This window comes from Kribbella sp. NBC_00889 (assembly GCF_045207705.1).
Lineage (GTDB): Bacteria > Actinomycetota > Actinomycetes > Propionibacteriales > Kribbellaceae > Kribbella.
Genome location: NZ_CP108783.1, coordinates 4049247 through 4076213, shown reverse-complemented (window position 1 = coordinate 4076213; position 26967 = coordinate 4049247). Strand labels below are relative to the sequence as shown.

The following is a 26967-nucleotide window of genomic DNA, read 5'->3' as shown; positions in this document are numbered from 1 at the left end:
GGGTCCGGCGGGGTGGGGCAGTGAAAAGTAGTGGTCAGGGGAGGATTCAGGGATGAGAATTCTCCCGCGGGCTCGGGTGCTTCCGGACCTCGGTCTGCGGTAGGACGTCAAAGGGGGAGGAGAGCGACATCCGGCCGGGGCATCGAACAGATGCCCGGCTGAATTCCAGTTGGGTCCGAACTGATGCTCGTTCGGAACGAAACAGACTCGGGTGGTGAGACAGTCGCAGATGCGACTGTGACGCGCGGAACATCGAGTGGCCTTGAAGAACCGACTACCGTATGTCCACGGTCTGCGCGTCGGACTGGCACGTGGTGAACACGTGGCCTAATGTCTTGCGACCAGTCCGCTTCAGTCTCCGACGAAGGCAGGGGGTAGCTGACCATGGCTACATCGGCTCCCAAGAAGACCGCCCCCCAACGCACCGCCGCGGCCAAGAAGAGCGCCGCGAAGAAGACGACCGAGCAGGCCAAGACCACGGCCCGCAAGAAGGCGCCGGCGAAGACCTCACCGGCCAAGAAGACTTCCGCGGCGAAGAAATCCACAAGTTCGGCCGCGGCGAAGAAGACAGCTGCGAAGACCCCTGCGAAGAAAGCTCCGACGAAGAGGGTGGCCATGAAAACGAACGAGAACAGGGCCCCGGCAACGGCGCCGGCGAAGTCCGCAGCACGCAAGGCTGAGACCCTCGCGGTGAAATCCGGGGAGACCCCGTGGACGACGGCCGAGCTGGCCGAACTGCGCGGCGAGCTGGAGGCCGACGTGGTGCACCTGCGGGAGGAGATCCGCGACGCCGAGCAGGAGATCGTGGGCCTGCTCCGCGACGGCGGTGACGGAGCCGGTAACGACCAGGCCGATGTCGGCTCCACCACGCTGGAGCGCGACCACGAGATGTCGCTGGCCAACAACGCCCGGGACATGCTGGACCAGATCGAGCGGGCCCTGGCCCGGATCGAGAACGGCACCTACGGCGTCTGTGAGAGCTGTGGCAACCCGATCGGCAAGGGTCGGTTGCAGGCGTTCCCGCGTGCGACACTGTGCGTGTCATGCAAAGAACGCGAAGAACGCCGCTGAACCACACCTCGTCCCGTCAGGCGGGGGACGACGCTGAACCGACGCCGGAACCGGCCGACCACGAGTCGGCCGGTTCTCCGTCGTCTCCGGACCCGGCCACGCCGCCGCCGAAGAAGTCCTGGAAGTGGACCCTCATCTTCGCCGTCGTGGGGCTGGTCATCCTCGGGCTGGATCAGTTGACGAAGGCTCTGGCGCTCCAGCATCTGACGCCGGGTGAGCCGGTGAACGTGATCGGGAGCCTGCTGAAGTTCAACCTGATCCGGAACTCGGGGGCCGCATTCAGCCTCGGCGCCGGGTATACGCCGTACATCAGCGTCATCCAGATCACCGTCGCGGCCGGGGTCATCTATCTGTCCCGGCGACTTGGGTCGGTGGGCTGGGCGATCGCGTTCGGGCTGCTGTTCGGCGGTGCGGTCGGCAACATCATGGATCGGGTCTTCCGTGAGCCGTCGCCGTTCCACGGGCACGTCATCGACTTCTTGCAGACCCCGCACTGGGCGATCTTCAACGTCGCCGACATGGCGGTCACCACGGCCGCCTGCCTGCTGGTCCTGCAGACCCTGCGCGGCGTCCGCTTGGACGGTACGAAAGACCACCGGAAGTGAGTGACTCCCGGACCGTGATGGTGCCGGACGGGCTGGCCGGCGAGCGCCTGGACGCGGCTCTGTCCCGCCTGTTCGGCGTGTCCCGGACCAAGGCCGCCGAGCTGATCGAGTCCGGCCTGGTCCAGGTCGACGGTGCCCCGGCTCCCAAGTCGTCCCGGGTGGCGGCCGGCGTACTGCTGGACGTCGAGCTGCCGGCTCCGCCCGCAGCGGTGACCGTCGTGCCCGAGACTGTGGACAACCTCCGGATCGTGTACGACGACGACGAGATCATCGTGGTCGACAAACCAGTCGGAGTCGCCGCGCACCCGTCGCCCGGCTGGACCGGCCCGACGGTGATCGGCCACCTGGCCGGAGCCGGCTTCACGATCTCCACCAGCGGAGCCGCCGAGCGGAAGGGCATCGTGCACCGGCTCGATGTCGGTACTTCCGGGTTGATGGTCGTCGCCAAGACCGAGTACGCGTACACCGTGCTCAAGCGCGCCTTCAAGGAGCGCACGGTCAAGAAGATCTACCACGCGCTGGTCCAGGGCCACCCGGACCCGTTCACCGGGACAGTGGACGCGCCGATCGACCGGCACCCGCACCACGACTACAAGTTCGGCGTCGTCGCGGGCGGCAAGCCGAGCGTCACCCACTACGAGACGCTCGAGGCGTTCCGGTACGCGACCCTGCTCGAGATCACCCTCGAGACCGGCCGCACCCACCAGATCCGCGTGCACATGTCCGCCATCGGCCATCCGTGCTGCGGCGACCTGACGTACGGCGCCGACCCGGTGCTCGCCGAGCGGCTCCAGCTCACCCGGCAGTGGCTGCATGCCATGCGCCTCGGCTTCAACCACCCCGGCACCGGCGAGTACGTCGAGTTCACCTCGGAGTACCCGGACGACCTCGACCACGCGCTGGATCTGCTCGTGGACTCGCAGTGAGGCTGTACCTGTCCTCCTTCCGCCTGGGCGACCATCCCGAGCGCCTGGTGGCACTCCTGCCACCGAGCGGCCGGGTCGCCGTCATCTGCAACTCGATCGACTTCGAGGAGCCTGGCGAACGCAACGAGAAGGTGGCGGCCGAGATCACCTGGCTGACCGAACTGGGTCTGCGTCCCGAGGAGCTCGATCTCCGGGAGTCCGCCGACTTCTCGACGTACGACGGAGTCTGGGTCCGCGGGGGGAACGTCTTCGTCCTCCGCGAGGCGATGGCGCGCTCCGGCGCCGACCGGATCCTCCCTGATCTGATCCGCTCCGACCACCTGGTGTACGCCGGGTACAGCGCGGGGCCGTGCGTCCTCGCGCCCAGCCTGCGCGGGCTCGAACTGTGCGACGACGTCGACGTGGTCGAGGGCGAGGTGATCTGGGACGGTCTCGGCGTCCTCGACCACGCGATCGTCCCGCACCTGAACTCTCCCGGCCACCCGGAAACGGAGTTCCTGGAGAAGGTCGCCGCCCTCTACGACCGCACCAACGTCCCCTACCTCCCCATGTACGACGGCCAGGCCCTGGTCGTGACCGGCGACCACAGCGAACTGGTGTGAACCTGGTCTGGTCCACGACCGGATATCGGGCGATTTCGGAGCGCCGGCCGGGACGGTCGGAGGGTCTGCGAAAACTGTCGGTGGGGCCCGCATAGGCTGTGTCAGTCCCGCTCACTCACGCCCTGGGAGGTCTGCGAAGACATGGCGTCCAGCGACAGTTTCGTGCATCTACATGTGCACACCGAGTACTCCATGCTGGACGGCGCCGCGCGGATCGACGAGTTGTTCAAAACCGCCCATGACATGGGCCAGCCGGCGATAGCGACCACCGACCACGGCTACGTGTTCGGGGCCTACGAGTTCTGGAAGACCGCGAAGAAGTACGACGTCAAGCCGATCATCGGCGTCGAGGCGTACCTGACGCCGCACACGCATCGGAGCGAGCGGAAGCGGGTCAAGTGGGGCGACGCGAACTCGGGTCGCGACGACGTCTCCGGCAGTGGTGCGTACACCCACATGACGTTGCTGGCGAAGAACACCTCCGGCATGCACAACCTGTTCAGGATGAGCTCGCTGGCCAGCCTCGAGGGCTATTACTTCAAGCCCCGGATGGACCGCGAGCTGCTGAACACCTACGGCCAGGGCCTGATCGCGACCACCGGCTGCCCGTCCGGTGAGGTGCAGACCCGGCTCCGCCTCGGGCAGTACAAGGAGGCCGTCGAGGCCGCCGCGGAGTTCCGCGACATCTTCGGCAAGGAGAACTTCTACTGCGAGTTGATGGACCACGGCCTCGGCATCGAGCGCGACATCCAGAAGGACCTGCTCAAGCTGGCCCGGGAGCTCGGCCTGCCGCTGGTGGCGACCAACGACCTGCACTACACCAAGCCCGAGGACTCGACGGCGCACGCCGCGCTGCTGTGCGTGCAGTCCGGTTCGACGTTGTCCGACCCGAACCGGTTCAAGTTCGACGCGAACGAGTTCTACGTCAAGACCGCGGCCGAGATGCGCGAGGTCTGGAAGGAACTGCCGGAGGCGTGTGACAACACGCTGCTGATCGCCGAGCAGTGCGACGTCAGCTTCACCGAGGGCGAGGGCCGGTTCATGCCGCGCTTCCCCTGCCCGGAGGGACACAACGAGGAGTCCTGGTTCGTCGCCGAGGTCGAGACCGGTCTGCACTTCCGCTACCCCGACGGCATCCCGGACGCGGTCCGCAAGCAGGCCGAGTACGAGATCGAGGTCATCGTCGGGAAGGGGTACGCCGGCTACTTCCTCGTCGTCGCCGACTTCATCAACTGGGCCAAGAAGAACGGCATCCGGGTCGGACCGGGCCGTGGTTCGGGTGCCGGTTCGATGTGCGCGTACGCGATGAAGATCACCGACCTGGACCCGCTCCAGCACGGCCTGATCTTCGAGCGCTTCCTGAACCCGGAGCGGATGTCGATGCCCGACTTCGACGTCGACTTCGACGACCGCCGCCGCCCCGAGGTGATCCGCTACGTCACCGAGAAGTACGGCGACGACCGGGTCGCGATGATCGTCACCTACGGCACGATCAAGGCCAAGCAGGCGATCAAGGACGCGGGCCGGGTGCTGGACTACCCGTTCGCGATGGGCGACCGGATCACCAAGGCGATGCCGCCGACCGTGATGGGCAAGGACATCCCGCTGTCCGGCATCTTCGACCCGCAGCACAAGCGGTACTCCGAGGCCGGCGAGTTCCGGCAGCTGTACGAGTCGGACCAGGACGTGCGCAAGATCGTCGACACCGCGCGCGGGCTGGAGAACCTGAAGCGCCAGTGGGGTGTGCACGCGGCCGGCGTGATCATGTCCAGCGAGCCGCTGATCGACCTGATCCCGATCATGCGCCGCGAGCAGGACGGCCAGGTCATCACCCAGTTCGACTACCCGAGCTGCGAGACGCTCGGCCTGGTCAAGATGGACTTCCTCGGCCTGCGCAACCTGACGATCATGGACGACGCGGTCAAGAACGTCGAGGCCAGCCGCGGCATCACGCTGGACCTGGACGAGCTGGCCAAGAGCCTGAACGACGGCCCGACCTTCGAGTTGCTCGGCCGCGGTGACACGCTCGGCGTGTTCCAGTTCGACGGCGGCCCGATGCGGGCGCTGCTGCGCCTGATGAAGCCGGACGGCTTCGAGGACATCTCGGCCGTCGGCGCGCTGTACCGGCCCGGCCCGATGGGCGCGAACTCGCACACCAACTACGCCCTCCGGAAGAACGGGCAGCAGGAGGTCTCCTACCTGCACCCGGAGCTGGAGAAGGCGCTGGAGCCGATCCTCGGACCGACGTACGGGCTGATCGTCTACCAGGAGCAGGTGCTGAAGATCGCCCAGGAGCTGGCCGGCTACAGCCTGGGCAAAGCGGACCTGCTCCGCAAGGCGATGGGCAAGAAGAAGAAAGAGGTCCTCGACGCCGAGTACGTCGGCTTCGAGGAGGGCATGAAGTCGAACGGCTTCTCCGCCCAGTCGATCAAGGCGCTCTGGGACGTCCTGGTCCCGTTCTCCGACTACGCGTTCAACAAGGCGCACTCCGCGGCGTACGGGCTGGTCTCGTACTGGACGGCGTACCTGAAGGCGAACTACCCGGCGGAGTACATGGCCGCGGTCCTCACGTCCGTCAAGGACGACAAGGACAAGATGGCCATCTACCTGAACGAGTGCCGCCGGATGGGCATCAAGGTGCTACCGCCGGACGTGAACGAGTCGGACTCGAACTTCACCCCGATCGGCACCGACATCCGCTTCGGCCTGTCCGCGATCCGCAACGTCGGCGTGAACGTGGTGGCCGAGGTCGTCGCGGCTCGCGAGGAGAAGGGCCGGTTCACCGACTTCGTCGACTTCATCGACAAGGTGCCGCTGCCGGTCTGCAACAAGCGGGTGATCGAGTCGCTGGCCAAGGCCGGTTCGTTCGACTCGATGAACCACGCCCGGCGCGCGGTCGCCGCGGTGCACGAGCAAGCCGTCGACGAGGCGATCGACCTGAAGCGGAACGAGGCGCACGGTCAGTTCGACCTGTTCTCGATGGGCGACGACGAGGCGGACGAGGGCGAGGGGAACAGCCGGCTCACCGTCACCGTTCCGGAGATCGAGGAGTGGGACAAGGCGACGAAGCTCGCGCACGAGCGCGACATGCTGGGGCTGTACGTCTCCGACCATCCGCTGTTCGGCGTCGAGCACGTGCTGACCAACGGCAGCGACTGCACCATCGGTCAACTGCTCGCCGACGAGGACCGGCCGGACGGCTCCCAGGTCACCATCGGCGGCTTGGTCACCGCGGTGCAGCGGAAGGTGAACAAGCGCGGCGACATCTACGCGATCGTCACCATCGAGGACCTGGAAGGTTCGATCGAGGTGATGATGTTCTCCTCGGCGTACCAGTTGCACGCACACCTGCTCACCAACGACGCGATCATCTTGATGAAGGGCCGGGTCCGGCGCCGTGAGGACCGGCTCGAGCTGAGCGGCTCCGAGGTGATCGTTCCGGACCTGACCGAGGGCCCGAGCGGCCCGGTGGTGATCACGATGCCGGTGAACCGGTGTACGCCGCCGCTGGTCGAGCAACTGCGGGACGTGCTGCAGTCGCATCCCGGGATGACCGAGGTGCAGTTGCGCCTGCAGGCCCGCCAGAAGACCACGGTGATGCGGATCGGCGACCGGTTCCGGGTGACACCGACGTCGTCGCTGATGGCGGATCTCAAGGCGCTGCTCGGACCTTCCTGCCTGGCCAGCTGAGGGGGACCAGTGAACGAGTCGTCTTCGGTTGCCGACCGGGGCGGTGGGGTGGGGCAGCAGAGAATGAGCCACACTGTCGAGGTGAGTCAACAGGAGTCCGCACAGCCCTCGCCGTACGTCGCACCGCCCTCGGGGCTGCCGCTCGGTACGCCGCCGGCCCCGGAGCCGGAGATGCCGTGGGCGAAGGCGATCCTGGTGACCGTCGTCGTGTTCCTGGTCGCCGGCGTGGTGGCCGGGTGGGCCTGGCAGCAGTTCTCGCCGCTGGCGCAGTACACGGTCGACGAGCGGGGCGGTGCTCTGGGCGAGGAGCAGATGACCCGGATCTTCGGGCCGGACGGCACGTTTACCTCGATCGGGTTCGTGACCGCGCTGGTGCTGGGTGCTGCGCTCTTCTGGTGGCTGCGCAACTACGGGCCGTGGTCGGTCGCGATCGTCGTACTCGGCGCCTGCATGGGTTCGGGAATCGCGTGGGGTGTCGGCATGCTGCTCGGCCATGATCCGCTGCAGCAGCGACTGGAGGCGGCCAAGCCGGGAGACCTGGTGTCAGCCCCGCTGGAGCTGCATACCTGGACTCCGGCCGCGGCCTGGTTGGTCGGTGCCGCACTGGCCGCGGCCGTCATCGCCGCCGCCACCTGGCGCAGCGAGCCGGTTGCAACCACTTCGCAACCTGGCGCGTCAAACACCCCGCCACCGGTGCACTAGTGTGTCCAGGTCGTGCCGCGCGAGAGCGCCGGACGACCTAGCCGGTGGGTGAGGCCACCGGACCACGCGAGGGAGCATATGTCCGACCAGAACATCCCGCCCAACCCGCCGTACCCAGGCGCCGGCGGTCCGCAGCACCCCCAGAACCCGTACGGCGGCCCCCCGCAGGGACAGCGTCCGTACGCCGGTCCGCCGCAGGGTCAAGGCCAGTACGGCAGCCCCGCCCAGCACGGCGCTCCGCAGGGTCAAGGCCAGTACGGCGGCCCCGCCCAGCACGGAGCTCCGCAGGGACAGCGCCCGATGGGTGCTCCCGGCAACCAGCAGGGTCCCTGGACGCAGGGCGCTCCGCAGGGTGCACCGCAGTACGGCCAGGCGCCGTCGCAGGGGCACCCAGGTCAGGCGCCGTACGGGCAGCAGCCTGGCGGACCAGGCGCGTACGAGCAGATGAACATCGGCGGACAGCCGCCGCAGGGGCCGGGGTTCGGTCCGGGGCAGTGGCAGCAGGAGCCGAAGAAGCGCCGCGGCAAGGTGATCCCGCTGATCGCCGCGCTGGCCATGGTGCTGGTCGTCGCCGGCGGCGGAATCTTTGCCTACGGCAAGCTGAACGGCGGCGAGCAGCCGGAGGCCGTGCTGCCCGGCACCGCGGTCGCCTACGCCCGCGTGGACCTGAACCCGTCGGCCGGCCAGAAGGTCGCCGCGATCCGGTTCCTGATGAAGTTCCCGTCGGTCAAGGAGAACCTCGGCCTGACCGGTGACAAGGACGACCTGCGGCAGAAGCTGTTCGAGCAGATCAAGAAGTACGCCGGTGACGACCTCGCCGATGTGAACTACGACAAGGACATCAAGCCGTGGCTCGGCGAGCGCGCCGGGCTGGCCGCGCTGCCCGCCACCGACGGCAAGAAGGACCCGAACGTGGTGCTCGCCGTCCAGGTGAAGAGCGAGAGCGACGCGAACAAGGGCCTGGACAAGCTGCTGGCCAACGAGGACGAGAAGCCGGGCCGTGCGTTCAGCAACGGCTACGTCCTGCTCGCCGACAGCCAGGCGATCGTCGACACGGCGGTCGCCACCGCCAAGGACAACCCGCTGGAGAAGAACGCCAAGTTCAGCGCGGACATGGACAGGCTCGGCGAGCGCGGCTTCATGTCGGCGTGGGCGGACATCAAGGCCATTGCCTCGCTCTCCGGCCGGGTCGAGTCCGAGCAGTTGGCCGGCCTGGGCGACGCGAGCATGGCGGCGGCGCTGCGATTCGACTCGCAGTACGTCGAGCTGAAGGGCATCGCCTTGGGTGACCAGAGCATCAAGGTCAACTCGGCCGACGCCGGTGACGTGATCAGCCAGTTGCCGGACAGCACCGCCGGTGCGCTCGCGGTGTCGGGTGGCGAGAGCCTGATCGACACGATGTGGAAGCAGATGGAGAAGGCGGCCAACGGCAACCTCGAGCAGCTCACCCAGGGCTTCGCCGAGGAGACCGGCCTGAAGCTGCCGGACGACCTGAAGGTTGTGCTGGGCAAGAACCTGGCCCTCGCGATCGACAAGGACACCTCGAACGGCCCGAAGATCGCGGCCCGGCTCGAGACCGACCCGGCCAAGGCCGAGCCGGTGGTGGAGAAGCTGACCACGCTGCTGCGGGACAAGTCCCGGGCGAACATCCCGGTCGAGTCGGCCAAGGACGACGACACGCTCGTGCTGGCGACCGACAAGGACTACGCCGACCAGGTGCTGAAGGGCGGCACGCTGGGCCAGACCGACAACTTCAAGCAGGCCCTGCCTGACACGAAGGGCGCGGTCTCGATCGGCTACATCGACTTCGAGGCCGCGGGTTCGCTGAGCGAACGGTTCAGCTCCGACAAGGACCTCGCCGCGCTCAAGTCCGGCGGCTTCGTCGCCCGCTCCACAGGCGACGGCCAGGCCGAGTTCACCCTTCGGGTGGTCGCGAAGTAGTCGTTCCACATCGAGAAACCCCGGACGGCAGCGGTATCCGTCCGGGGTTTTCTTGTGAAGTGATGTCGAAAACGCCGGTGCGGCTTCTACCTCCTGAGTGAAAGCACCTTTCACCGAGAAGGAGAACGAGATGAACCACCTCACCGGCATTCGGACCGTCGGCGTACCGGTCAGCGACCAGGATCGTGCGGTCGCGTTCTACACCGAGACGCTGGGATTCGAGCTGTTGATGGATGCTCCGCTGCCGCAGCTCGGCGGTCGCTGGATCGTGGTCGCGCCACCCGGCGCCGCGGCCAGCATCGCGCTCACCCCGGCCAGGGACGACAGCCCGGCCGGCATCGACACCGGCATTCGCCTGTCCAGCCCGGACGCCGAGGCGGCGCACGAGCACTTCCTCGCCGCAGGCGTCGAGACCGATGAACTGCTGAAGTGGCCGGACGTCCCGCCGATGTTCAGCCTCCGCGACCAGGACGGGAACCGGCTGTACGTCTCTCAGGAATGACCCGGCAACGTCACGCCGGTGAGCGAGGCGCAGGCGTCCAGGAAGGTCGCCTGCACCTCCGGATCGGACGCGGCCGGATGCGTCCGGTGCGGCCGGAGGTGGTAGTAGTACCCACCGCTCGGCGTACTCGCCGCGGTCGCGAGCCAGACCTGGGTCAGGTGAGCCTGGCCCAGGTCGCCGGGTGCACCGCGGCCGCCCATCTTGGTCGGGACCCAGCCCGGATCCACGGCGTTCGACAGTACGTCGGGCCACAGCCGGGCGACCGCGAAGGCGAGGATCACGTCGTGCAGCTTCGAGTCCGAGTACGCCTGCGCTCCCCGCCATCGCCGACGTACCCACTGCAGGTCGTCGAGTACGACGTCCCCGCCCTCGTGCATGCCCGAACTCAGGTAGATCAGCCGGTCCGGCCGATCGATCAGAGCGCTCAGCAGGTACGGCGCCAACGCGTTGACGGCGAACACGTGTTCCAGGCCGTCGACGGTCTCGATCCGTGGTTCCTGATAACCGACCGCCGCGTTGTGGATCACCACGTCGAACCGGCCCGACTCGTTCGCCTGCCGGGCCAGGTCGCGCGTCTCCGCGATACTCGCGAGATCGCCGGTCAACGCGGCTTCGGCTCCGGGCAGGGCGGACATGGCATCAGCCGCACGGGCCTCGTTGCGGGCATGGAGTACGACGTTGTGCCCTTGATCGATGAGCTCGGAGGCGGCCAGCCGGCCGAGGCCGTCGGCGGAACCGGTGATCAGGATGCGTGCCACGGTGTCCACTCTGCCAGCTCAGACGAGGACGTGGCCGCCGTCGACGGTGACGATGGTGCCGGTCGCGTAACCCTGGTTCATCAGGTAGACGTACGCCTCGGCGATGTCGATGACCTCACCGACCCGTCCGACCGGGAGCAGCCGCGCCGTCTCGTCGTACAAGGTCTGCTGGTCTTCGACGGACAGGTCCGACCACAGTGGCGAGCGGACGACGCCGGGCTTGACCGCGTTGACGCGGAGTGGTGCGAGTTCGACGGCGAGTGCCCGGACCAAGGAGTCCATGGCACCGCAGATGCTGGCCGCCACCGACCAGCCTGGACTGGGGCGGTCACCTGCGGCGCCGGTCGTCAGTACGACGGAGCCGCCCCGGCGGATCTTCGATGCGGCGGCGCTGACCGCACCGAGAGCGCCGAAGTACCGGAGCTGGAACGCCTGCCGGGCCCGCGCGAGGTCCATCGACTCGACCTCGAGCAGCGTGAGCGGTTCACCGGCCGTGAAGATCAGGTGGTCGAACGGGTCGAGACGATCGAAGAACGCTCTGACCGCAGCGGCGTCGGTCAGATCGACCGCCTCGCCGGACGCGGTGCCGGGAAGCGCCTCCAGCGCGCGCTTGACGGACTCGGGGTTGCTGGAGGCAACGATTACGGTGGCGCCCTGGGCGGCGGCGAGGTGGGCGGTCGCGAGCCCGATTCCCGACGTACCGCCGAGGACGACGACGCGCTGATCCTGCAAACTCATCAGAAGACTGCCTTTCGTGGTGGGGGATTCCCTTCCACGATGCGGGCGTCCGGCCGCCGGAGTCCAAGACCTGTTCCGGCGTCTGTAATACCCTGAAGGTATTATGGACGTCGACCTCCGCAAGCTCAGGTACTTCGTGGCCGTCGCCGAGGAGCTGCACTTCGGCCGGGCGGCGGAGCGGCTGCACATCGCCCAGCCGGTGCTCTCCCGGCAGATCCGCGCGTTCGAGGACGAGCTCCGGGTCCAGCTCTTCGTCCGGAGCAAGCGAGCCACCGAACTCACGCCGGCGGGTCGCCAGTTGCTCGACGACGCCCGGCCACTCCTCGCCTCAGCCGAGGCCGTGCGCCGCCGCGTCACTCAAGCTGCGCGGGGACCGAAGACCTTCACCGTCGGCTTCATGCCCGGCATCACCGTCACCCCAGCTGTCCGCGCCTTCGCCGCCGCACATCCCGAGGTCGAGGTCGAAGTGATCCGCACGACCTGGGACGACCAGGTGGACGTCCTGCACGACGGCCGAGTCGACGTCAGCATCGTGCGCCTGCCGATCGACCAGCAGGCTTTGACCATCCGCCCGCTCTTCGAGGAGCCCCGGGTCGCGATGCTCCCGTCCGACCATCGCCTGGCCGGCAAACCGGTCATCGACATCACCGACCTCGCCGGCGAACACCTGCTCCAGGAGCCCGACGCCGTTCCCGAATGGCGCGACATCGCGCTGGAACTGCGCACCGGCGCACCGAAGCCGCTCCCCGCACTCCGCAGCGTCGAGGAGAAGCTCGAACACGTCGCGACCGGCACCGGTATCTCGATCCTCCCGCTGTCGGTCGCGACCTTCTACCACCGCTCCGACGTCGCCGCCGTACCGGTGAACGATCTAGCGACCAACAAGGTATGCCTGGCCTGGATCGCCTCTCGCCGCTCCCGGTTGATCTACGACTTCGCCGATCTGGCGGCCACCGTCGACTGGACTCCGCAGCGCTGAACTCCTTCGGTGCCACTATCGAAGGATGGTGAAATCGGGGATGGCGGCGCTGCTGGTGCTGACGTTGGTGGGTTGTTCGGGTGGGAGCCCGGCCACGAGTACGCCGGCCACGGCCGCAATCTTCCTTGATCCGGCGACGACGCCGCTCGATCAGGCGAAGGCGAAGGCCTTGCAGGACGTGCTCGCGAAGATCGTCGCGACACCGGACCTCGAGTCGGGCTCGCGCGGTGTCACGGCCACGGTCGTCACCGATCGGTGGACCTGGGCCGGGGCGGCGGGGAAGGACGCCCGGGGTACGGCGTTGACCGCGGACACGAGCATGGCGGTCGCGAGCATCACGAAGACGTTCGTCGCGGCCGAGGTGATGCTGCTGGCGAAAGCGAAGAAGGTCGACCTGGACGCGCCGATCTCGACGTACGTGAAGCACAGGCTGACCGCGAACAAGGCGACCGTCCGGCAGCATCTCTCGATGACATCCGGCGTACCGAACTACCTGCCCGACGACTACGCGCGGATGGACAAGGCGATCGCGACCGCGCCGAGTGAGCACTGGACGCATGAGCAGGCCTTGTCCTACGACACTGCGCCGGTCGGAGCACCGGGCAGCACTTACAACTACAGCAATCCCAGCTACGTGCTGCTCGGTCTGCTGATCGAGAAGGTGACCGGGCAGCCGCTCGCGACCGTGCTCCGCCGGGACCTGGCGACCCCGGCAGGGCTGCAGCATGCTGCCTTCCAGGACGGCGAGAAGCCGCAGCCGCCCGCCGTGGCCGACGCCAATCCCGGGTGTGGCTCGGCGAACGACGGCTATCTCCCGTGCCGCTCGATCGCCAGCTTGTCGGCGGCGAACGGAGGGCTCGCCGCCGACGCGCCGACGATCGCGCGCTGGGGATACGAGCTGTACGGCGGCCGCGTGCTTCCGGCCGACCTGGTGAGCGAGATGACCAAGGGCGAGGGCGAGTACGGGCTGGGGACGATGCGGTTCACGGGCCGGTTCGGCATCGGTACGGCGTTCGGCCACCGCGGTGAGATGGCCGACCACACCAGCCTGCTGCTCGTGATCCCGGAGAAGAGACTCTCCGTCGCCCTGCTCCTTGCCGATGGCAACAAACAGGTCGACACCGCGATGGCCGGACTCCTCACCGCCCTCCAGCCCATGCTGAACTGAATGCTCAGCGGCGGACGCGGTAGCGGATGTGGGTGGCTGCTGGGGTGTCGATCACCCGGGCGACCTCCAGTTCGATCCGTTCCGGCAGGACGTCGAACAGGCGCATCCCGCCGCCGAACAGCACCGGGACCTGGTCGATCTGCAGCTCGTCGAGTACGCCCGCCTCGAGCGCCTTCTGGGCGGTCACCGCACCGTGGACCAGGACGTCCTTGTCCCCGGCCGCGGCCTTCGCCTGCGCCATCGCGGTCTCGATGTCGGACACGAACTTCACCGTCTCGTACTTCGCGGCCGCCTCCGGCACCGGTTGGCGGCTGAGCACGAAGATCGGCACGCCGTGGTGGTCGCCGCCGTAGAAGTCGACCTGTTCCGCCGTACGCCGGCCGACCAGCACCGCGCCGGTCGCGTTCAGTTCGTCCCAGACGTCGCCGGCCGGCCCCTCCGGCCGGCCGAACTCGCCGTCCGCGCGCTCGTACCACTTGTGCAACCGCATGAAGCCGTCGCCGCCCGGGTTGCCCGGACGGTCGTTCGGGCCCGCGATGTACCCGTCGAGGGACATCGCCATCAACAACACCGATGAAGACATGATCCTGCTCCTTCACTCCGCAGAGCGCGGCCGACCCGCGCTCATACCCTCGCGTCGAAGGAACCCGGCCGGACTCGACATCAGTCCGGCGCGGACAGCGCCTCCAGGACGCCCTCGCCGTACTTGGCCAGTTTGTTCTCGCCGATACCGCTGATGGTGCCCAGCGCGGCCAGGCTGCCGGGGAGGTCGGTGGCGATCTGGCGGAGCGTCGCGTCGTGGAAGATGACGTACGCCGGGACGCCCTGCTCCTTCGCGACGGCGGCACGCCAGGTCCGTAGCCGCTCGAAGACCGGAGCCGCCTCGGGGGAGAGGTCCGCCGCCGCCTTCTTCTTCGACCCCGACGAGGACTTCGACCGCATCCGCTCCGGCTCCCGGCGCATCATCACCTCGCGCCGGCGGCCGAGCACCTCGCCGCTCTCGTCGGTGAGCACCAGCGTCCCGTAGTCGCCCTCGACCGCGAGCAGCCGCAGCGCCAGCAACTGCCGGATCACGCCACGCCACTCGGTGTCCTTCAGTTCCGTGCCGATCCCGAACACGCTCAGCTGGTCGTGCCGGAACTGCTTGACCTTCTCGGTCTCCTTGCCGAGCAGGATGTCGATCAGCTGGCCTGCACCGAACTTCTGGCCTCGCTCGTGCTGCAGCCGGTACACGGTCGACAGCAGCTTCTGCGCCGCGATCGTCCCGTCCCACGACTCCGGCGGAGTCAGGCAGGTGTCGCAGTTCCCGCACGCGTCGCCGTGCTGACCGAAGTACGCGAGCAGTTGCGACCGGCGGCACTGCACGGTCTCGCACAACGCGAGCATCGCGTCGAGATGCGAACTGAGCCGGCGCCGATGCGCGAGATCGCCCTCGGAGGTGTCGATCATCTTCCGCTGCTGAACGACGTCCTGCAGACCGTACGCGAGCCACGCGGTGGACGGCAGCCCGTCGCGCCCCGCGCGGCCGGTCTCCTGGTAGTAGCCCTCGACCGACTTCGGCAGATCGAGATGGGCGACGAAGCGGACGTCCGGCTTGTCGATGCCCATCCCGAACGCGATCGTCGCGACCACGACCAGCCCGTCCTCGCGCAGGAACCTGGCCTGGTTGGTGGCTCGGGTCCGGCTGTCCAGGCCGGCGTGATACGGCACGGCCTCGATCCCGTTCTGGGTCAGGAAGGCCGCCGTCTTCTCGACGCTGTTGCGGGACAGGCAGTAGACGATGCCTGCGTCGCCGGCGTGCTCGGTCCGGAGCAGATCGAGCAACTGCCGCTGCGGGCTGTCCTTCGGCACGATCCGGTACTGGATGTTCGGCCGGTCGAAGCTCGCGACGAAGTGCTTCGCGTCGGTCAGCTTCAACCGGGTCGCGATCTCCTGGTGCGTCGCCTCCGTCGCGGTCGCGGTCAACGCGATCCGCGGTACGTCGGGCCAGCGCTCGTGCAACTCCGACAGCATCAGGTAGTCGGGCCGGAAGTCGTGGCCCCACTGGGACACACAGTGCGCTTCGTCGATCGCGAACAGTGCGATCTTGCCCTGGTCGAGCAGCCGCACGGTCGACTCCACCCGGAGCCGCTCGGGGGCCAGGTAGAGCAGGTCCAGCTCGCCGGCCAGGAACGCCTGCTCGATCTCGCGCCGCTGCTCGAAGTCCTGGGTCGAGTTGAGGAAGCCGGCCCGGACCCCGAGCGCGGTCAGCGCGTCGACCTGGTCCTGCATCAGCGCGATCAGTGGCGAGATCACCACGCCCACGCCGGATCTGACCAGGGCCGGGATCTGGTAGCACAGCGACTTGCCACCACCGGTCGGCATCAGCACCAAGGCGTCCCCACCGGCAACGACCGTGTCGATGATCTCGGCCTGCTGACCGCGGAAGGCGTCGTACCCGAAGACTCGGCTCAGCACTTCGACGGCTTCGGAAACGGGCAGCCCGGGTGTCTCGGTCACCCCGCGAGTCTAATGAGATCGCTACGTCGATGCTGGGCGTGCGGCACGATCCTGTGGATTACTCGGGGATCTCGCCGGCATAGGTGCCGACGCTCCAGATGTTGCCCTCGGGATCGCGGACGGTGAAGCCGCGGGATCCGTAGTCCGAGTCGGACAGACCGCGGACCACGACGGCACCGGCGGCGATCGCGCGGCCGATCAGGCTGTCCGGGTCGTCGTGGACGAGATAGACCGACTGGGGCACGTCGGCCAGCGCACTGAACTCGTCCGCTTCGGACTTGGCGTCGCTCGAGCCGACCATGATGCCGCCACCCGTCGGCCAGGACAGCTCGGCATGAGCAACCGAACCCTCAGCCACTCCGGGGTACGACGCGACCAGGACGAAACCGAGTCCCTCGGTCAGGAACTTCAGTGCGGCCTGTCCGTCCTTGTAGTGCAGACCCGGCCAGACGCCGATCACGTTCTTCTTCTGTTCAGTCGTCGTGTTCATGCCTCCAACTCTTCGGCCCAGGCCGGGACGAAGTCTTGAAGATTTGGGAGCTCCTCGACCAGCCACTGCCGCGGCGAGCAGCCCGCGATCGCCTGCCACTCCCTGGTCAGATGCGCCTGATCGGCGTACCCGAACTCGGCGGACAGGTCGGCGAGCCGGGTCGCCGGCTGCCGTCGCAACCGCCCGACCGCCCGCTCGAACCGCAGCACGCGCGCCGCCACCTTCGGCGGCAGCCCGAATTCTGCGGTGAACCGATCGGTCAGATGCCGCCGGCTCCAACCGACCTCCGCGGCCAGCTCCTGTACGCCGATCGCCCCGCCGGCGTCCCGCAGTCGTCGCCAGGCCCAGCTGACCTCCGGACGCACCTCATGTGCAGGCGTGTCCGCCATCCGCCGGAGGAACAGCGTCTCGAGGAGGTCCATGCGCTCGTCCCAACTCGGGGCCTCCCGTAGTTGCTCCGTCAGCACGCGGGCGGGCCGGCCGAGCACCTCGTCGAGGCCGACGACGGTGGACGCGAGCTCACCGGGTGGCAGGCCGAGCAGGACGCGCGCCGCGGCCGGCGTCAGTGACAGCTGGACGCCCGCCCGGCTGGGTGTCGCGCCGATATGGACCGCGGTCGAGTGCAGTCCGCCGACCAGCGCGTCGTACTTCTCCACCGGACAGTCGGGCCAGGCGACACCCAGCGGATCGTCGAGGGTGATGACGAGCGTCAGGTACCGCGAGGGCAGGCCGCGGTGCAGCTCCGGGGGATCGCCGTGGTACGCGTACCCGCTCACGTCGCCGACGTACGGGCGCAAGGCAGGATGCACCGCTCGCGTGTGGTGTTCCATCCCAGCCATGTGCTCAGGCTAGATCCGGCGTCCGACAGAATCATCCGCTCCACAATCCGGGACCCGCGTACCGCCATCCGGACGCACGTGGCAACATCAAAGGGGTCGTTCTACTGCGAGGAGATGCCGTCGTGCCTGCCCTGAGGTCCCGTACCGTCACCCACGGCCGCAACATGGCCGGCGCCCGCGCCCTCATGCAGGCCTCCGGGGTCGCTCGGGAGGACTTCGGCAAACCGATCGTCGCGGTGGCGAACAGCTTCACCGAGTTCGTCCCCGGCCACACCCACCTGGCGCCGGTCGGCCGGATCGTGTCCGAGGCGATCCACGCGGCCGGTGGGATCGCGCGCGAGTTCAACACGATCGCCGTCGACGACGGCATCGCCATGGGCCACGGCGGCATGCTCTACAGCCTGCCGTCGCGGGACCTGATCGCCGACTCGGTGGAGTACATGGTCGAGGCACACTGCGCCGACGCGCTGGTCTGCATCTCGAACTGCGACAAGATCACCCCGGGCATGCTGAACGCCGCGCTCCGGCTGAACATCCCGACCGTGTTCGTCTCCGGTGGTCCGATGGAGGCCGGGCGGGCCACCCTGGTCGACGGCACCGTGCGCAAGCTGGACCTGATCGACGCGATGTCCGAGGCGGTGAACGAGAACGTCTCCGACGCCGACATCCTGCGGATCGAGGAGAACGCCTGCCCGACCTGCGGCTCCTGCTCCGGCATGTTCACCGCGAACTCGATGAACTGCCTGACCGAGGCGATCGGCCTGTCGCTGCCCGGCAACGGTTCGGTGCTCGCCACCCACACCGCGCGGAAGGCCCTGTACGAGAAGGCCGGCGAGACCGTCGTACAGATCACCAAGCGGTACTACGACAACGACGACGCGACCGTGCTGCCGCGCAACATCGCCTCCCGCGAGGCGTTCGGGAACGCGATGGCGCTGGACATCGCGATGGGCGGGTCGACCAACACGATCCTGCACCTGCTCGCGGCCGCGCAGGAGGCCGAGGTCGGCTTCGACCTGGACGACATCAACGCGGTGTCGCGCCTGGTGCCGTGCCTGGCCAAGGTCGCCCCGAACGTCGCGCCGGGCGGGACGTACTACATGGAGGACGTGCACCGGGCCGGCGGCATCCCGGCGATCCTGGGTGAGCTGCACCGGGCCGGACTGCTGAACGAGAACATCCACACCGTGCACAGCGACTCGATCGACGAGTGGCTGAAGACGTGGGACCTGCGCGGCGGTTCGCCGTCGCCGGAGGCCGTCGAGCTGTGGCACGCGGCGCCCGGGTGCAAGCGGTCGGCGACCGCGTTCTCGCAGTCGGAGCGTTGGGAGACCCTCGATACCGACGCGGCCGGCGGATGCATCCGCGACCTCGAGCACGCCTACTCCAAGGACGGCGGCCTCGCCGTACTGAAGGGCAACCTGGCCGTCGACGGCTGCGTCGTGAAGACGGCCGGGGTGGACGAGTCGATCTGGACGTTCCAGGGTCCTGCGGTGGTGTGCGAGTCGCAGGAGGACGCGGTCGAGAAGATCCTCGCCAAGCAGGTCCAGCCGGGTGACGTCGTGGTGATCCGGTACGAAGGCCCGAAGGGCGGCCCCGGGATGCAGGAGATGCTGTACCCGACGTCGTTCCTGAAGGGCCGCGGCCTGGGCAAGGTCTGCGCGCTCGTCACCGACGGCCGCTTCTCCGGCGGCACCTCGGGCCTGTCCATCGGACACGCCTCCCCGGAGGCCGCGTCCGGCGGGACCATCGCGCTGGTCCAGGACGGCGACCAGATCCGCATCGACATCCCGAATCGCTCGATCGAGCTGCTGGTCGACGAGGCCGAGCTGACCGTACGCCGGGATGCCCTCGGCGGCGTCTACGCCCCACGCGCACGTGAGCGCAAGGTCTCGCAGGCACTCCGTGCGTACGCCGCCATGGCCACCAGCGCGGACAAGGGCGCGGTGCGCGACGTGAGCAAGCTCGGCTAGAGCTCGAGGTCGAAGGCGAGGGTGATCGCCTCGGCCAGGGCAGGTTCCTGGTCGGGGTGGAGGTACCCGATGAGGCGGCCGAGCTGGGCCCTCGGGATGGTCTGGATGTTGTCGCAGGAGATCGCGCTCTGATGGTCCAGCCCGTTCTCCGGGCCGACCAGTACCTCGGTGGACAGGCCGCGGATCGTGCTGGTGATCGGCGCCACCGTCACGTTGGTCAGGCGTGGGCGGATGAGTTCACGCGTCAGCACCACGACCGGCCGCGGTTTGTCGAGCCGGGCGATGTGGAGCGGCCGCATCAGTCGAGGTCGGTGAGCACGGTGCCGGCGGCCGCGGGGGCCAGGCCCTCCAGGTCGGGGTAGTCGCCGTGCTCGGTCAGGATGGCGAGGTCGCGGGCGGCCAGCTCGCGGCGGCGCTCACGCTCCATCGCCCGGGCGACCACGGACGCCCGGCTCGTTGCCTTGTCGGTCGCCACCAACTGGTCCATGAAGTCGACCAGCTCATCCGGCAACCGCACGGTGATCTGCTTGCTCATACCAGTACCATACCGCGCTGGGATTCACTTCGGTAGGGCGGTCTGCTCCCCGCAGGTCTGCCACAGCCGCTCGGCGGTCGCCTGGTCCTGCGCCGCCGTGGACGGCTGGGTGAGTTGCTTGTCCGAGTAGTAGCCGCCGGCCTCGGCCTCAGCTCCCGTCGCGAGCCACACCAGCGTCTCGGCGCCCTGCTCCGGTGTCTTGGCGAACGGCTTGGTCATCGCCATCATGGCCTTCATCAGCCGGCCGTTGTTGGTGTTGAACCCGGTGGAGACCAGCCCGGGCTCGAACGAGTACGCCTGGACTCCTCGCCGGGCCAAGTCTGCGGTGAGCAGGATCGTCGCGAGCTTCGCCTCGCCGTACCGGCGCAGTGGGCCGCCGGTCATCCGGGCGGTGGTGGAGTAGAACCGCGTCCCGGTCAGGTCGTCGAAGTCGATGCGCTTCGCCTTCGCGTGCTCGTCCGAAACGGTCATGATCACCCGGCCGCCGGGGGAGAGGTGGTCGGTCAGCAGATTGGTGATCAGGTACGGCGCGAGCACGTTCAACGCCCAGGTCAGCTCGATCCCGTCCGGCGAGAGCTGATGGGTGCCGTAGATCGCGCCGGCGTTGTTCACCAGGACGTCGATGGCCGGCGCCCGGTCCGCGACGTCGGCGACCATCGTCCGGATCGAGGCCTGCGAGGTCAGGTCGGCCTCGAAAACGTCCGCCCCGGCGAGGTCGGCGGCGACCTTCTCGGCCTTCGCCCGATTCCGCGCCACGAGCCCGATGCGTGCGCCCTGCTGACTCAGCTCGCGTGCGGCCGCCAGCCCGATGCCGTTGGTTCCCCCGGTGATCAGTACGTATTTCCCGTCCATCCCCAGCCCCTTCGAGAAGGTCCCCTGGGTCTACTACAACCCCGGCGGGGGTCAGTTCGGCGACATCGTCGACCAGCTGAGGTTGGTGTCGGGCAGCGACGGGAGCGCGGCGATGGCGGCCAGCTCGGTGTCCAGGAGGCCGACGAGCTGGGCCAGCCGGGCCGTGGTGTCGGTGGCTTCGAGCAACTTCTGCCGGTCCGGGGTGAGCAGTGTCATCGCGGCCGACATCAGGTACGACAACGTGCTCGGGTCGTCCGGCAGTTCGCCGATGTGCAGGCCTGGGCGGCTGATCTCGGTGACGGCCGCGGCGTACCGGCGGAACCGTTCGATCGCGATGGTCGCCGTACCGAGTGGGTCGTCGCCCAGCTCCTCGTCCAGCCACTCGACGTCCGCGACCAGGTAGTCGCCGCCGCCGTCCAGCTCGGCCACCTTGAACCGGCGGTTGCCGGTCAGCGTGAGCTCGACCGGTCCGTCGTCGTCGGCGTCGAGGGTGATTTCCGAGATCGTCGCCGCACAACCGGTTCCGTAGAGCGACCGGAACACCCGCTCACCCAGCTCGTACCCGTCCCGGACGGCCAGCGCGCCGCAGACGAGTTCACCGCCGTTCTCGACCAGGTCGCGGACGACCGCGCGGCCCTGGACATCGGTGACCGGAATGGGGAGCACCAGCCCGGGGAAGATCACCGTCTCGACAGTGAGCAGCGGCAGGCGGGAGTCCATGCTGTCGAGCGTAGTGGACGATCACCCCGATCACGGCCCGTGATCGGCCGCGTGGTGGATAGGGCGCAGGGACGGCGGGTCGTCACCACTAGACTGAGCCCATGATTCGCCGCGTCGACCTGCGGGGCCGAGTGGCGGCCGGAGAGGTGTCCGACCTCCAAGCCGAAGTGAATGCCCTCGTCCCCCGAGCTGTGTTCGACGTCGAGAAGGCTCTCGACGTCGTCCGACCGATCTGTCTGGACGTCCGCCATCGTGGACTCGAGGCGATCAGGGAGTACGGCGAGAGGTTCGACCATGTGCGTGTCGACGAGGTCCGCGTCCCGGCCGAGGCGCTGAAGACGGCGCTGGAGGAGCTCGACCCCGAGGTCCGTGTGGCGTTCGAGGAGTCGATCCGGCGGGTCCGCGAGGTCAGCCAGGACGAGCTCACTGCCGACATTGCCTCCGAGCCCGCCCCCGGTGGGCGGGTGACACAGCGGTTCGTCCCAGTTCAGCGCGTCGGGCTGTACGTGCCGGGTGGTCGTGCGCCACTGGCGTCGTCCGTCGTGATGAACGTCGTGCCGGCGCAGGTCGCCGGGGTCCCGTCGCTGGCGATTGCATCGCCGCCGCAGAAGGAGTTCGGCGGTTTGCCGCACCCGACTGTGCTCGCGGTGTGTGCGCTGCTCGGCGTCGACGAGGTCTACGCGATGGGCGGCGCGCAGGCGATCGCCGGCTTCGCCTACGGCTTTGACGGATGCCGGAAGGTCAACCTCATCACGGGGCCAGGCAATATCTACGTGGTCGCCGCCAAGCGGTTCCTACTGGGTGAGGTCGGCATCGACTCCGAGGCCGGCCCGACCGAGATCGCGATCCTCGCCGACGACACCGCGGACCCGCAGCACGTCGCCGCCGATCTGATCAGCCAGGCCGAGCACGACCCGATGGCCGCCAGCGTGCTGGTGACGCCTTCGGAAACGCTGGCAACCAAGGTGGAGGCCGAGCTGTCGGTGCAGGTCGCGAAGACCAAGCACCAGGACCGGGTCACCGAAGCGCTCAACGGTCAGCAGTCGGCCGTCGTACTCGTGGACGATCTGGACCAGGGGACCGCGGTGGTGGATGCGTACGCCGCCGAGCACCTGGAGATCCAGACCGCGGACGCGGAGGAGCGGGCCGGGCTGATCACCAACGCCGGCGCGATCTTCGTCGGCGGCTGGTCGCCGGTCTCGCTGGGCGACTACTGCGCTGGGTCCAACCACGTCCTCCCGACCGCCGGCTGTGCCTGCCACTCGTCGGGACTGTCCGTGCGCAGCTTCCTGAAGGCGATGCACGTCGTGCACTACTCGCGCGACGCCCTGCAGGAGGTGGCCGGCCACGTGGTCGCGCTGGCACACGCCGAGGACCTGCCGGCCCACGGCGCCGCGGTGTCGGTGCGATTCCCCGGGGAGGACTGATGGGCCGCTTCGACGGGCTGCCGCTCCGCGACGAGCTGAAGAGCTTCGAGCCGTACGGCGCCCCGCAACTCGATGTCCCGGTGCTGCTCAACGTCAACGAGAACCCGTACCCGCCGAGCGAGGAGACCGTCGCCGACATCGCCGCGTCGGTCACCGAGGCGGCGCGTGGCCTGAACCGCTACCCGGACCGTGAGTTCCTGGAGTTGCGCGGGGAACTCGCGGCGTACCTGGGCCGGGAGTCCGGCGCGCAACTGACCGCCGAGCAGGTCTGGGCGGCCAACGGCTCCAACGAGGTCATGCTGCACATCCTGCAGGCCTTCGGCGGACCAGGACGTACGGCGCTCTCGTTCGCGCCGACGTACTCGATGTATCCGGAGTACGCGCGGGACACGAACACGGCCTGGGTGACCGGCCGCCGGGCCGAGGACTTCACCCTCGACCAGAGCAAGGCGCTGGCCGCGATCTCCCGGCATCACCCGTCCGTCGTACTGCTCGCCTCGCCGAACAACCCGACCGGGACGGCGCTGCCGATCGACGTCGTGGAGGCGATCGCCGCCCGGACCGCCGCGGTCGGCTCGGTCCTGGTGGTCGACGAGGCGTACGCCGAGTTCCGCCGTACCGGGACGCCGAGTGCGGTGACGCTGCTGCCGTCGTACCCGAATCTCGCGGTGGCGCGGACGATGTCGAAGGCGTTCGCGCTGGCCGGTGGCCGGGTCGGATACCTTGCCGCGAGCAAGCAGTTGGTGGACGCGCTGCGGATCGTGCGGCTGCCGTACCACCTGTCCGCGGTGACGCAGGCGGTCGCGCGGGCAGCACTGCGGCACTCCGACGAGCTGCTCGGCCGGGTCGAGCAGTTGCGGGTGGAGCGCGACGAGACGGTCGACTGGCTGCGGGCGCAGGGCCTGCGCGCGGTCGACTCGGACGCGAACTTCGTCCTGTTCGGGACGTTCGCCGACCGGCACGCGGTCTGGCAGTCGCTGCTGGACGACGGCGTACTGATCCGCGAGACCGGACCGGACGGCTGGCTGCGGGTGTCGATCGGCACCGGCGCCGAGATGGCCGCATTCCGCGCTTCACTGGAGCGTGTACTGAAGACCGACGTGGGAAGGCTGACACATGAGTGAGCGAAGCGAGCTCATAAGACAACACAGTCGCCAATGCGGGGAATGCGCGCCCGCAGCGAAGCGAGGACGTGCATGAGCCGCACAGCGCGGATCGATCGGGAGACCAGCGAGTCGAAAGTCCTGGTCGAGCTGAACATCGACGGCGAGGGACGGGCCGAGATCTCAACAGGGGTTGGGTTCTACGACCACATGCTCAACGCACTGGCCAAGCACGCGCTGCTCGACCTGCACGTGAACACGGTCGGCGACCTCGAGATCGACGCGCACCACACGGTCGAGGACACCGCGATCGGCATCGGCCAGGCGCTTCGTGAAGCTCTCGGGGACAAGCGCGGCATCCGCCGCTTCGGCGACGCGACCGTGCCCCTGGACGAGGCGCTGGTGCACTGCACGGTCGACCTGTCCGGCCGGCCGTACTGCGTCCACACCGGTGAGCCCGACGGTCAGGTGTACGCGATCATCGGCGGCGACTACGCCGGTTCGCTGACCCAGCACGTGTTCGAGACGCTCGCGTTCAATGCCGCGATCTGCATCCACATCCGGGTGCTGTCCGGCCGCGACCCGCACCACATCGTCGAGGCCCAGTTCAAGGCCTTCGCCCGGGCGCTGCGCGCGGCCGCCGAGCTCGACCCGCGGCAGCCGGGCATTCCGTCGACCAAGGGCGCTCTGTGAGCAAGAAGGTCGTGCTTCTCGACTACGGATCGGGCAACATCCGGTCGGGGGAGCGAGCACTGCAGCGCGTCGGCGCGGACGTGACTGTCACTTCCGACTTCGACGAGGCGCTGAACGCGGACGGTCTGCTCGTCCCGGGCGTCGGGGCGTTCGAGGCCTGCATGACCGGACTCAAGTCCGTTCGCGGTGACGTCGTGGTCGACCGGCGCCTGACGGGCGGGCGCCCGGTGCTCGGGATCTGTGTCGGCATGCAGATCCTCTTCGCCCGCGGCATCGAGCACGGCGTCGAGACCGAGGGCTGCGAGCAGTGGCCCGGCACTGTCGAGCGGTTGAAGCCCCAGCACGACGAGCCGGTCCCGCACATGGGGTGGAACACAGTCGACGTACCTGCCGGCTCTGCGCTCTTCGACGGCATCGAGAAGGAACGCTTCTACTTCGTCCACTCGTACGGCGTCCGCGAGTGGCAGTTGACCGACGCCCGCGAGTCGGTGGCCCCGCTGGTGACTTGGACGTCGTACGGCGGCGACCGGTTCGTCGCCGCGGTCGAGAACGGCCCGCTCGCGGCCACCCAGTTCCACCCCGAGAAGTCCGGCGATGCCGGCGCCGCACTGCTGGCCAACTGGGTCCGCTCGCTCTGAGCGCAGCCCCGGCGTACGGCGTGTGCCTCATGCGGAGCGGGTGAGGACGTCCCGGACACCCGGGTGTGGGATGGATGGTGGCGGCAAGTCGTGTCGCCGCGACCGAGGGGTGATCGGCGATGACCGGCATCAGCAGCACCACGAAACGGGCGGCCAGCGATCTGACCGTCCTACCACGATTCACCAGGGACACCGTGGTGTCGGTCCCGAAGGACCGGATGCCGGATCAGGAGATGCTGCCTCAGTCGGCGTACGGGATCGTCCGGGACGAGGTCATGCTGGACGGCAACGCCCGGTTCAACCTCGCCACGTTCGTGACCACGTGGATGGACGACGAGGCGAACCGGCTGTACGCCGAGACGGTCGACAAGAACATGGTCGACAAGGACGAGTACCCGCAGACGGCGGAGATCGAGAGCCGGTGCGTGCGGATGCTCGCCGACCTGTGGAACGCGCCGGACACAGCCGACGCGATCGGGACGTCGACGACCGGCAGTTCCGAGGGCTGCATGCTCGGCGGCCTCGCACTCAAGCGGCGCTGGCAGCACGCCCGTCGCGCCGCGGGTAAGCCCTTCGACCGGCCCAACCTCGTGATGGGCCAGAACGTGCAGGTCGTGTGGGAGAAGTTCGCCGAATACTGGGATGTCGAGCCGAGGTACGTCCCGCTGGAGGGCGACAACCTCTACCTGACCGCCGACCGGGCCCTGAAGTTCGTGGACGAGAACACCATCGGTGTGGTGGCCATCCTCGGATCGACGATGGAAGGTAGCTACGAGCCGGTCGCCGAGATCTGCGCCGCGCTGGACGACCTCGAGGAGCGAACCGGACTGTCCGTGCCGGTACACGTCGACGCGGCGTCAGGTGGGTTCGTCGCTCCCTTCCTGCAGCCTGACCTGGTGTGGGACTTCCGGCTGCCGCGAGTGGCGTCGATCCAGGCATCCGGTCACAAGTACGGGCTCGTCTATCCGGGCGTCGGCTGGGTGCTGTGGCGGCACACCGAGAACCTGCCCGAGGAACTCGTCTTCAAGGTGAACTACCTCGGCGGGGATATGCCGACCTTCGCGCTGAACTTCTCCCGGCCCGGCGCGCAGGTGCTGCTGCAGTACTTCCAGTTCCTGCGACTCGGCCGCGACGGCTACCAGCGGATCCAGCAGACCTGCCAGGACGTCGCCGTACACCTCAGCGAGGCGATCAAGGAGATGCCCGAGTTCGAGCTGGTCTCGGACGGACGGGACCTGCCGGTGTTCGCGTTCCGGATGGCCGACGGCATCACGAAGTACACGGCATACGACGTTTCGCGGAAGCTGCGCGAGCGGGGCTGGCTGGTGCCGGCGTACACGATGCCGCCGAATCGGGAGGATCTGGTCGTCCTGCGGGTGGTCGTGCGGAACGGATTCAGCCACGACATGGCCGACCTGTTCCTGCGCGATGTGCGGGTCGCGGTCGAGTGGCTCGACGGGCTGGTGGCGCCGATGCCGCAGGAGAAGGAGCCGGCCGGGTTCCATCACTGACCGGC

The 26967-nt window shown here is 68.4% G+C and carries 26 protein-coding genes; 16 read left to right on the top strand and 10 right to left on the bottom strand.

Annotation, left to right across the window (positions count from 1 at the left end; translation table 11 throughout):
• The first annotated feature begins 384 nt into the window (after nt 1–384).
• The 8 genes from OG817_RS19810 to OG817_RS19775 all read left to right on the top strand — a co-directional run bounded on the left by OG817_RS19810 (nt 385) and on the right by OG817_RS19775 (nt 10039).
• On the top strand, nt 385–1071 hold the full coding sequence (locus OG817_RS19810) for a TraR/DksA C4-type zinc finger protein (RefSeq protein ID WP_360449450.1): 687 nt from the start codon (nt 385–387) through the stop codon (nt 1069–1071).
• Nucleotides 1044–1676, top strand: coding sequence for a signal peptidase II (gene lspA, locus OG817_RS19805; RefSeq protein ID WP_406056666.1), 633 nt, complete (start codon nt 1044–1046; stop codon nt 1674–1676). The genes OG817_RS19810 and lspA overlap by 28 nt, the downstream gene beginning before the upstream one ends.
• A 17-nt stretch (nt 1677–1693) precedes the next feature.
• The gene (locus tag OG817_RS19800) at nt 1694–2602 is read left to right on the top strand and encodes an RluA family pseudouridine synthase (protein WP_360449597.1); all 909 of its coding nucleotides are present in this window, start codon (nt 1694–1696) and stop codon (nt 2600–2602) included.
• Nucleotides 2599–3204, top strand: a complete 606-nt coding sequence (locus OG817_RS19795) for a Type 1 glutamine amidotransferase-like domain-containing protein (protein ID WP_406056664.1) — start codon at nt 2599–2601, stop codon at nt 3202–3204. Before OG817_RS19800 ends, OG817_RS19795 begins: the two co-directional genes overlap by 4 nt.
• A gap of 141 nt (nt 3205–3345) precedes the next feature.
• On the top strand, nt 3346–6894 hold the full coding sequence (gene dnaE / locus OG817_RS19790) for a DNA polymerase III subunit alpha (RefSeq protein WP_406056662.1): 3549 nt from the start codon (nt 3346–3348) through the stop codon (nt 6892–6894).
• A gap of 81 nt (nt 6895–6975) precedes the next feature.
• On the top strand, nt 6976–7596 hold the full coding sequence (locus tag OG817_RS19785) for a hypothetical protein (RefSeq protein WP_406056660.1): 621 nt from the start codon (nt 6976–6978) through the stop codon (nt 7594–7596).
• A 78-nt stretch (nt 7597–7674) separates the two neighbouring features.
• Nucleotides 7675–9537, top strand: a complete 1863-nt coding sequence (locus tag OG817_RS19780; RefSeq protein ID WP_406056658.1) for a DUF3352 domain-containing protein — start codon at nt 7675–7677, stop codon at nt 9535–9537.
• Nucleotides 9538–9667: 130 nt separating this feature from the next.
• Nucleotides 9668–10039 carry a VOC family protein gene (locus OG817_RS19775; RefSeq protein WP_406056656.1) on the top strand — a complete coding sequence of 124 codons (372 nt, stop codon included), beginning with the start codon at nt 9668–9670 and terminating at the stop codon, nt 10037–10039.
• Here the strand turns inward: OG817_RS19775 and OG817_RS19770 are convergent.
• Together OG817_RS19770 and OG817_RS19765 are read right to left on the bottom strand one after the other, a co-directional pair.
• Nucleotides 10030–10797 carry an SDR family NAD(P)-dependent oxidoreductase gene (locus OG817_RS19770; protein ID WP_406056654.1) on the bottom strand — a complete coding sequence of 256 codons (768 nt, stop codon included), beginning with the start codon at nt 10795–10797 and terminating at the stop codon, nt 10030–10032. The two genes, OG817_RS19775 and OG817_RS19770, sit on opposite strands and share 10 nt — an antisense overlap.
• An 18-nt stretch (nt 10798–10815) precedes the next feature.
• Complete coding sequence (locus OG817_RS19765; protein WP_406056652.1) at nt 10816–11535, bottom strand: SDR family oxidoreductase; 720 nt, start codon at nt 11533–11535, stop codon at nt 10816–10818.
• A gap of 103 nt (nt 11536–11638) precedes the next feature.
• Between OG817_RS19765 and OG817_RS19760 the strand changes: the two genes are divergently transcribed.
• Complete coding sequence (locus OG817_RS19760) at nt 11639–12514, top strand: LysR family transcriptional regulator (protein ID WP_406056650.1); 876 nt, start codon at nt 11639–11641, stop codon at nt 12512–12514.
• 25 nt (nt 12515–12539) lie between these two features.
• Nucleotides 12540–13682: a serine hydrolase domain-containing protein gene (locus OG817_RS19755; RefSeq protein WP_406056648.1), complete on the top strand. Its 1143-nt coding sequence runs from the start codon at nt 12540–12542 to the stop codon at nt 13680–13682.
• 4 nt (nt 13683–13686) lie between these two features.
• On the opposite strand, the gene OG817_RS19750 is transcribed toward OG817_RS19755, so the two are convergent.
• The 4 genes from OG817_RS19750 to OG817_RS19735 form a co-directional block, all read right to left on the bottom strand.
• Entirely contained in the window at nt 13687–14265 is a 579-nt protein-coding gene (locus OG817_RS19750; RefSeq protein WP_396389543.1) for a dihydrofolate reductase family protein, read from the bottom strand.
• Nucleotides 14266–14345: 80 nt separating this feature from the next.
• On the bottom strand, nt 14346–16181 hold the full coding sequence (gene recQ, locus OG817_RS19745) for a DNA helicase RecQ (RefSeq protein ID WP_406056646.1): 1836 nt from the start codon (nt 16179–16181) through the stop codon (nt 14346–14348).
• Between the two features lie 58 nt (nt 16182–16239).
• Complete coding sequence (locus OG817_RS19740; RefSeq protein WP_406056644.1) at nt 16240–16671, bottom strand: VOC family protein; 432 nt, start codon at nt 16669–16671, stop codon at nt 16240–16242.
• Entirely contained in the window at nt 16668–17510 is an 843-nt protein-coding gene (locus tag OG817_RS19735) for a helix-turn-helix domain-containing protein (protein WP_406056642.1), read from the bottom strand. Before OG817_RS19735 ends, OG817_RS19740 begins: the two co-directional genes overlap by 4 nt.
• A 122-nt stretch (nt 17511–17632) precedes the next feature.
• Between OG817_RS19735 and ilvD the strand changes: the two genes are divergently transcribed.
• Nucleotides 17633–19483 (top strand): dihydroxy-acid dehydratase, encoded by a 1851-nt coding sequence (gene ilvD / locus OG817_RS19730; protein WP_406056640.1) that lies wholly within the window; start codon nt 17633–17635, stop codon nt 19481–19483.
• On the opposite strand, the gene OG817_RS19725 is transcribed toward ilvD, so the two are convergent.
• Genes OG817_RS19725 through OG817_RS19710 form a run of 4 tightly spaced genes read right to left on the bottom strand, consistent with a single transcriptional unit; the run spans nt 19480 to nt 21590 of the window.
• Nucleotides 19480–19782 carry a type II toxin-antitoxin system PemK/MazF family toxin gene (locus OG817_RS19725; protein WP_406056638.1) on the bottom strand — a complete coding sequence of 101 codons (303 nt, stop codon included), beginning with the start codon at nt 19780–19782 and terminating at the stop codon, nt 19480–19482. The genes ilvD and OG817_RS19725 overlap by 4 nt on opposite strands.
• On the bottom strand, nt 19782–20018 hold the full coding sequence (locus OG817_RS19720) for a YlcI/YnfO family protein (RefSeq protein ID WP_329475872.1): 237 nt from the start codon (nt 20016–20018) through the stop codon (nt 19782–19784). Before OG817_RS19720 ends, OG817_RS19725 begins: the two co-directional genes overlap by 1 nt.
• A 24-nt stretch (nt 20019–20042) precedes the next feature.
• Nucleotides 20043–20870: an SDR family NAD(P)-dependent oxidoreductase gene (locus tag OG817_RS19715; protein WP_406056636.1), complete on the bottom strand. Its 828-nt coding sequence runs from the start codon at nt 20868–20870 to the stop codon at nt 20043–20045.
• Between the two features lie 51 nt (nt 20871–20921).
• Nucleotides 20922–21590 (bottom strand): LON peptidase substrate-binding domain-containing protein, encoded by a 669-nt coding sequence (locus OG817_RS19710; protein ID WP_406056634.1) that lies wholly within the window; start codon nt 21588–21590, stop codon nt 20922–20924.
• A gap of 101 nt (nt 21591–21691) precedes the next feature.
• Between OG817_RS19710 and hisD the strand changes: the two genes are divergently transcribed.
• The 5 genes from hisD to OG817_RS19685 all read left to right on the top strand — a co-directional run bounded on the left by hisD (nt 21692) and on the right by OG817_RS19685 (nt 26962).
• Nucleotides 21692–23017, top strand: coding sequence for a histidinol dehydrogenase (gene hisD, locus OG817_RS19705; protein WP_406056632.1), 1326 nt, complete (start codon nt 21692–21694; stop codon nt 23015–23017).
• Nucleotides 23017–24141 (top strand): histidinol-phosphate transaminase, encoded by a 1125-nt coding sequence (locus tag OG817_RS19700; RefSeq protein ID WP_406056630.1) that lies wholly within the window; start codon nt 23017–23019, stop codon nt 24139–24141. Before hisD ends, OG817_RS19700 begins: the two co-directional genes overlap by 1 nt.
• A 72-nt stretch (nt 24142–24213) precedes the next feature.
• Nucleotides 24214–24813 (top strand): imidazoleglycerol-phosphate dehydratase HisB, encoded by a 600-nt coding sequence (hisB, locus tag OG817_RS19695; protein ID WP_393383904.1) that lies wholly within the window; start codon nt 24214–24216, stop codon nt 24811–24813.
• Entirely contained in the window at nt 24810–25451 is a 642-nt protein-coding gene (gene hisH, locus OG817_RS19690) for an imidazole glycerol phosphate synthase subunit HisH (RefSeq protein ID WP_406056627.1), read from the top strand. The genes hisB and hisH overlap by 4 nt, the downstream gene beginning before the upstream one ends.
• Before the next feature lie 119 nt (nt 25452–25570).
• Nucleotides 25571–26962 (top strand): glutamate decarboxylase, encoded by a 1392-nt coding sequence (locus OG817_RS19685; protein ID WP_406056625.1) that lies wholly within the window; start codon nt 25571–25573, stop codon nt 26960–26962.
• Nucleotides 26963–26967 lie beyond the last annotated feature (5 nt).

Coding starts and splice junctions, on each gene's coding strand:
- OG817_RS19810 (WP_360449450.1), top strand. CDS start 385: ATGGCTACATCGGCTCCCAAGAAGACCGCCCCCCAACGCACCGCCGCG.
- lspA (WP_406056666.1), top strand. CDS start 1,044: ATGCAAAGAACGCGAAGAACGCCGCTGAACCACACCTCGTCCCGTCAG.
- OG817_RS19800 (WP_360449597.1), top strand. CDS start 1,694: ATGGTGCCGGACGGGCTGGCCGGCGAGCGCCTGGACGCGGCTCTGTCC.
- dnaE (WP_406056662.1), top strand. CDS start 3,346: ATGGCGTCCAGCGACAGTTTCGTGCATCTACATGTGCACACCGAGTAC.
- OG817_RS19780 (WP_406056658.1), top strand. CDS start 7,675: ATGTCCGACCAGAACATCCCGCCCAACCCGCCGTACCCAGGCGCCGGC.
- OG817_RS19775 (WP_406056656.1), top strand. CDS start 9,668: ATGAACCACCTCACCGGCATTCGGACCGTCGGCGTACCGGTCAGCGAC.
- OG817_RS19765 (WP_406056652.1), bottom strand. CDS start 11,535: ATGAGTTTGCAGGATCAGCGCGTCGTCGTCCTCGGCGGTACGTCGGGA.
- OG817_RS19760 (WP_406056650.1), top strand. CDS start 11,639: ATGGACGTCGACCTCCGCAAGCTCAGGTACTTCGTGGCCGTCGCCGAG.
- OG817_RS19755 (WP_406056648.1), top strand. CDS start 12,540: ATGGTGAAATCGGGGATGGCGGCGCTGCTGGTGCTGACGTTGGTGGGT.
- OG817_RS19750 (WP_396389543.1), bottom strand. CDS start 14,265: ATGTCTTCATCGGTGTTGTTGATGGCGATGTCCCTCGACGGGTACATC.
- OG817_RS19740 (WP_406056644.1), bottom strand. CDS start 16,671: ATGAACACGACGACTGAACAGAAGAAGAACGTGATCGGCGTCTGGCCG.
- OG817_RS19735 (WP_406056642.1), bottom strand. CDS start 17,510: ATGGCTGGGATGGAACACCACACGCGAGCGGTGCATCCTGCCTTGCGC.
- OG817_RS19725 (WP_406056638.1), bottom strand. CDS start 19,782: ATGCGGCCGCTCCACATCGCCCGGCTCGACAAACCGCGGCCGGTCGTG.
- OG817_RS19720 (WP_329475872.1), bottom strand. CDS start 20,018: ATGAGCAAGCAGATCACCGTGCGGTTGCCGGATGAGCTGGTCGACTTC.
- OG817_RS19715 (WP_406056636.1), bottom strand. CDS start 20,870: ATGGACGGGAAATACGTACTGATCACCGGGGGAACCAACGGCATCGGG.
- OG817_RS19710 (WP_406056634.1), bottom strand. CDS start 21,590: ATGGACTCCCGCCTGCCGCTGCTCACTGTCGAGACGGTGATCTTCCCC.
- hisD (WP_406056632.1), top strand. CDS start 21,692: ATGATTCGCCGCGTCGACCTGCGGGGCCGAGTGGCGGCCGGAGAGGTG.
- OG817_RS19700 (WP_406056630.1), top strand. CDS start 23,017: ATGGGCCGCTTCGACGGGCTGCCGCTCCGCGACGAGCTGAAGAGCTTC.
- hisB (WP_393383904.1), top strand. CDS start 24,214: ATGAGCCGCACAGCGCGGATCGATCGGGAGACCAGCGAGTCGAAAGTC.
- OG817_RS19685 (WP_406056625.1), top strand. CDS start 25,571: ATGACCGGCATCAGCAGCACCACGAAACGGGCGGCCAGCGATCTGACC.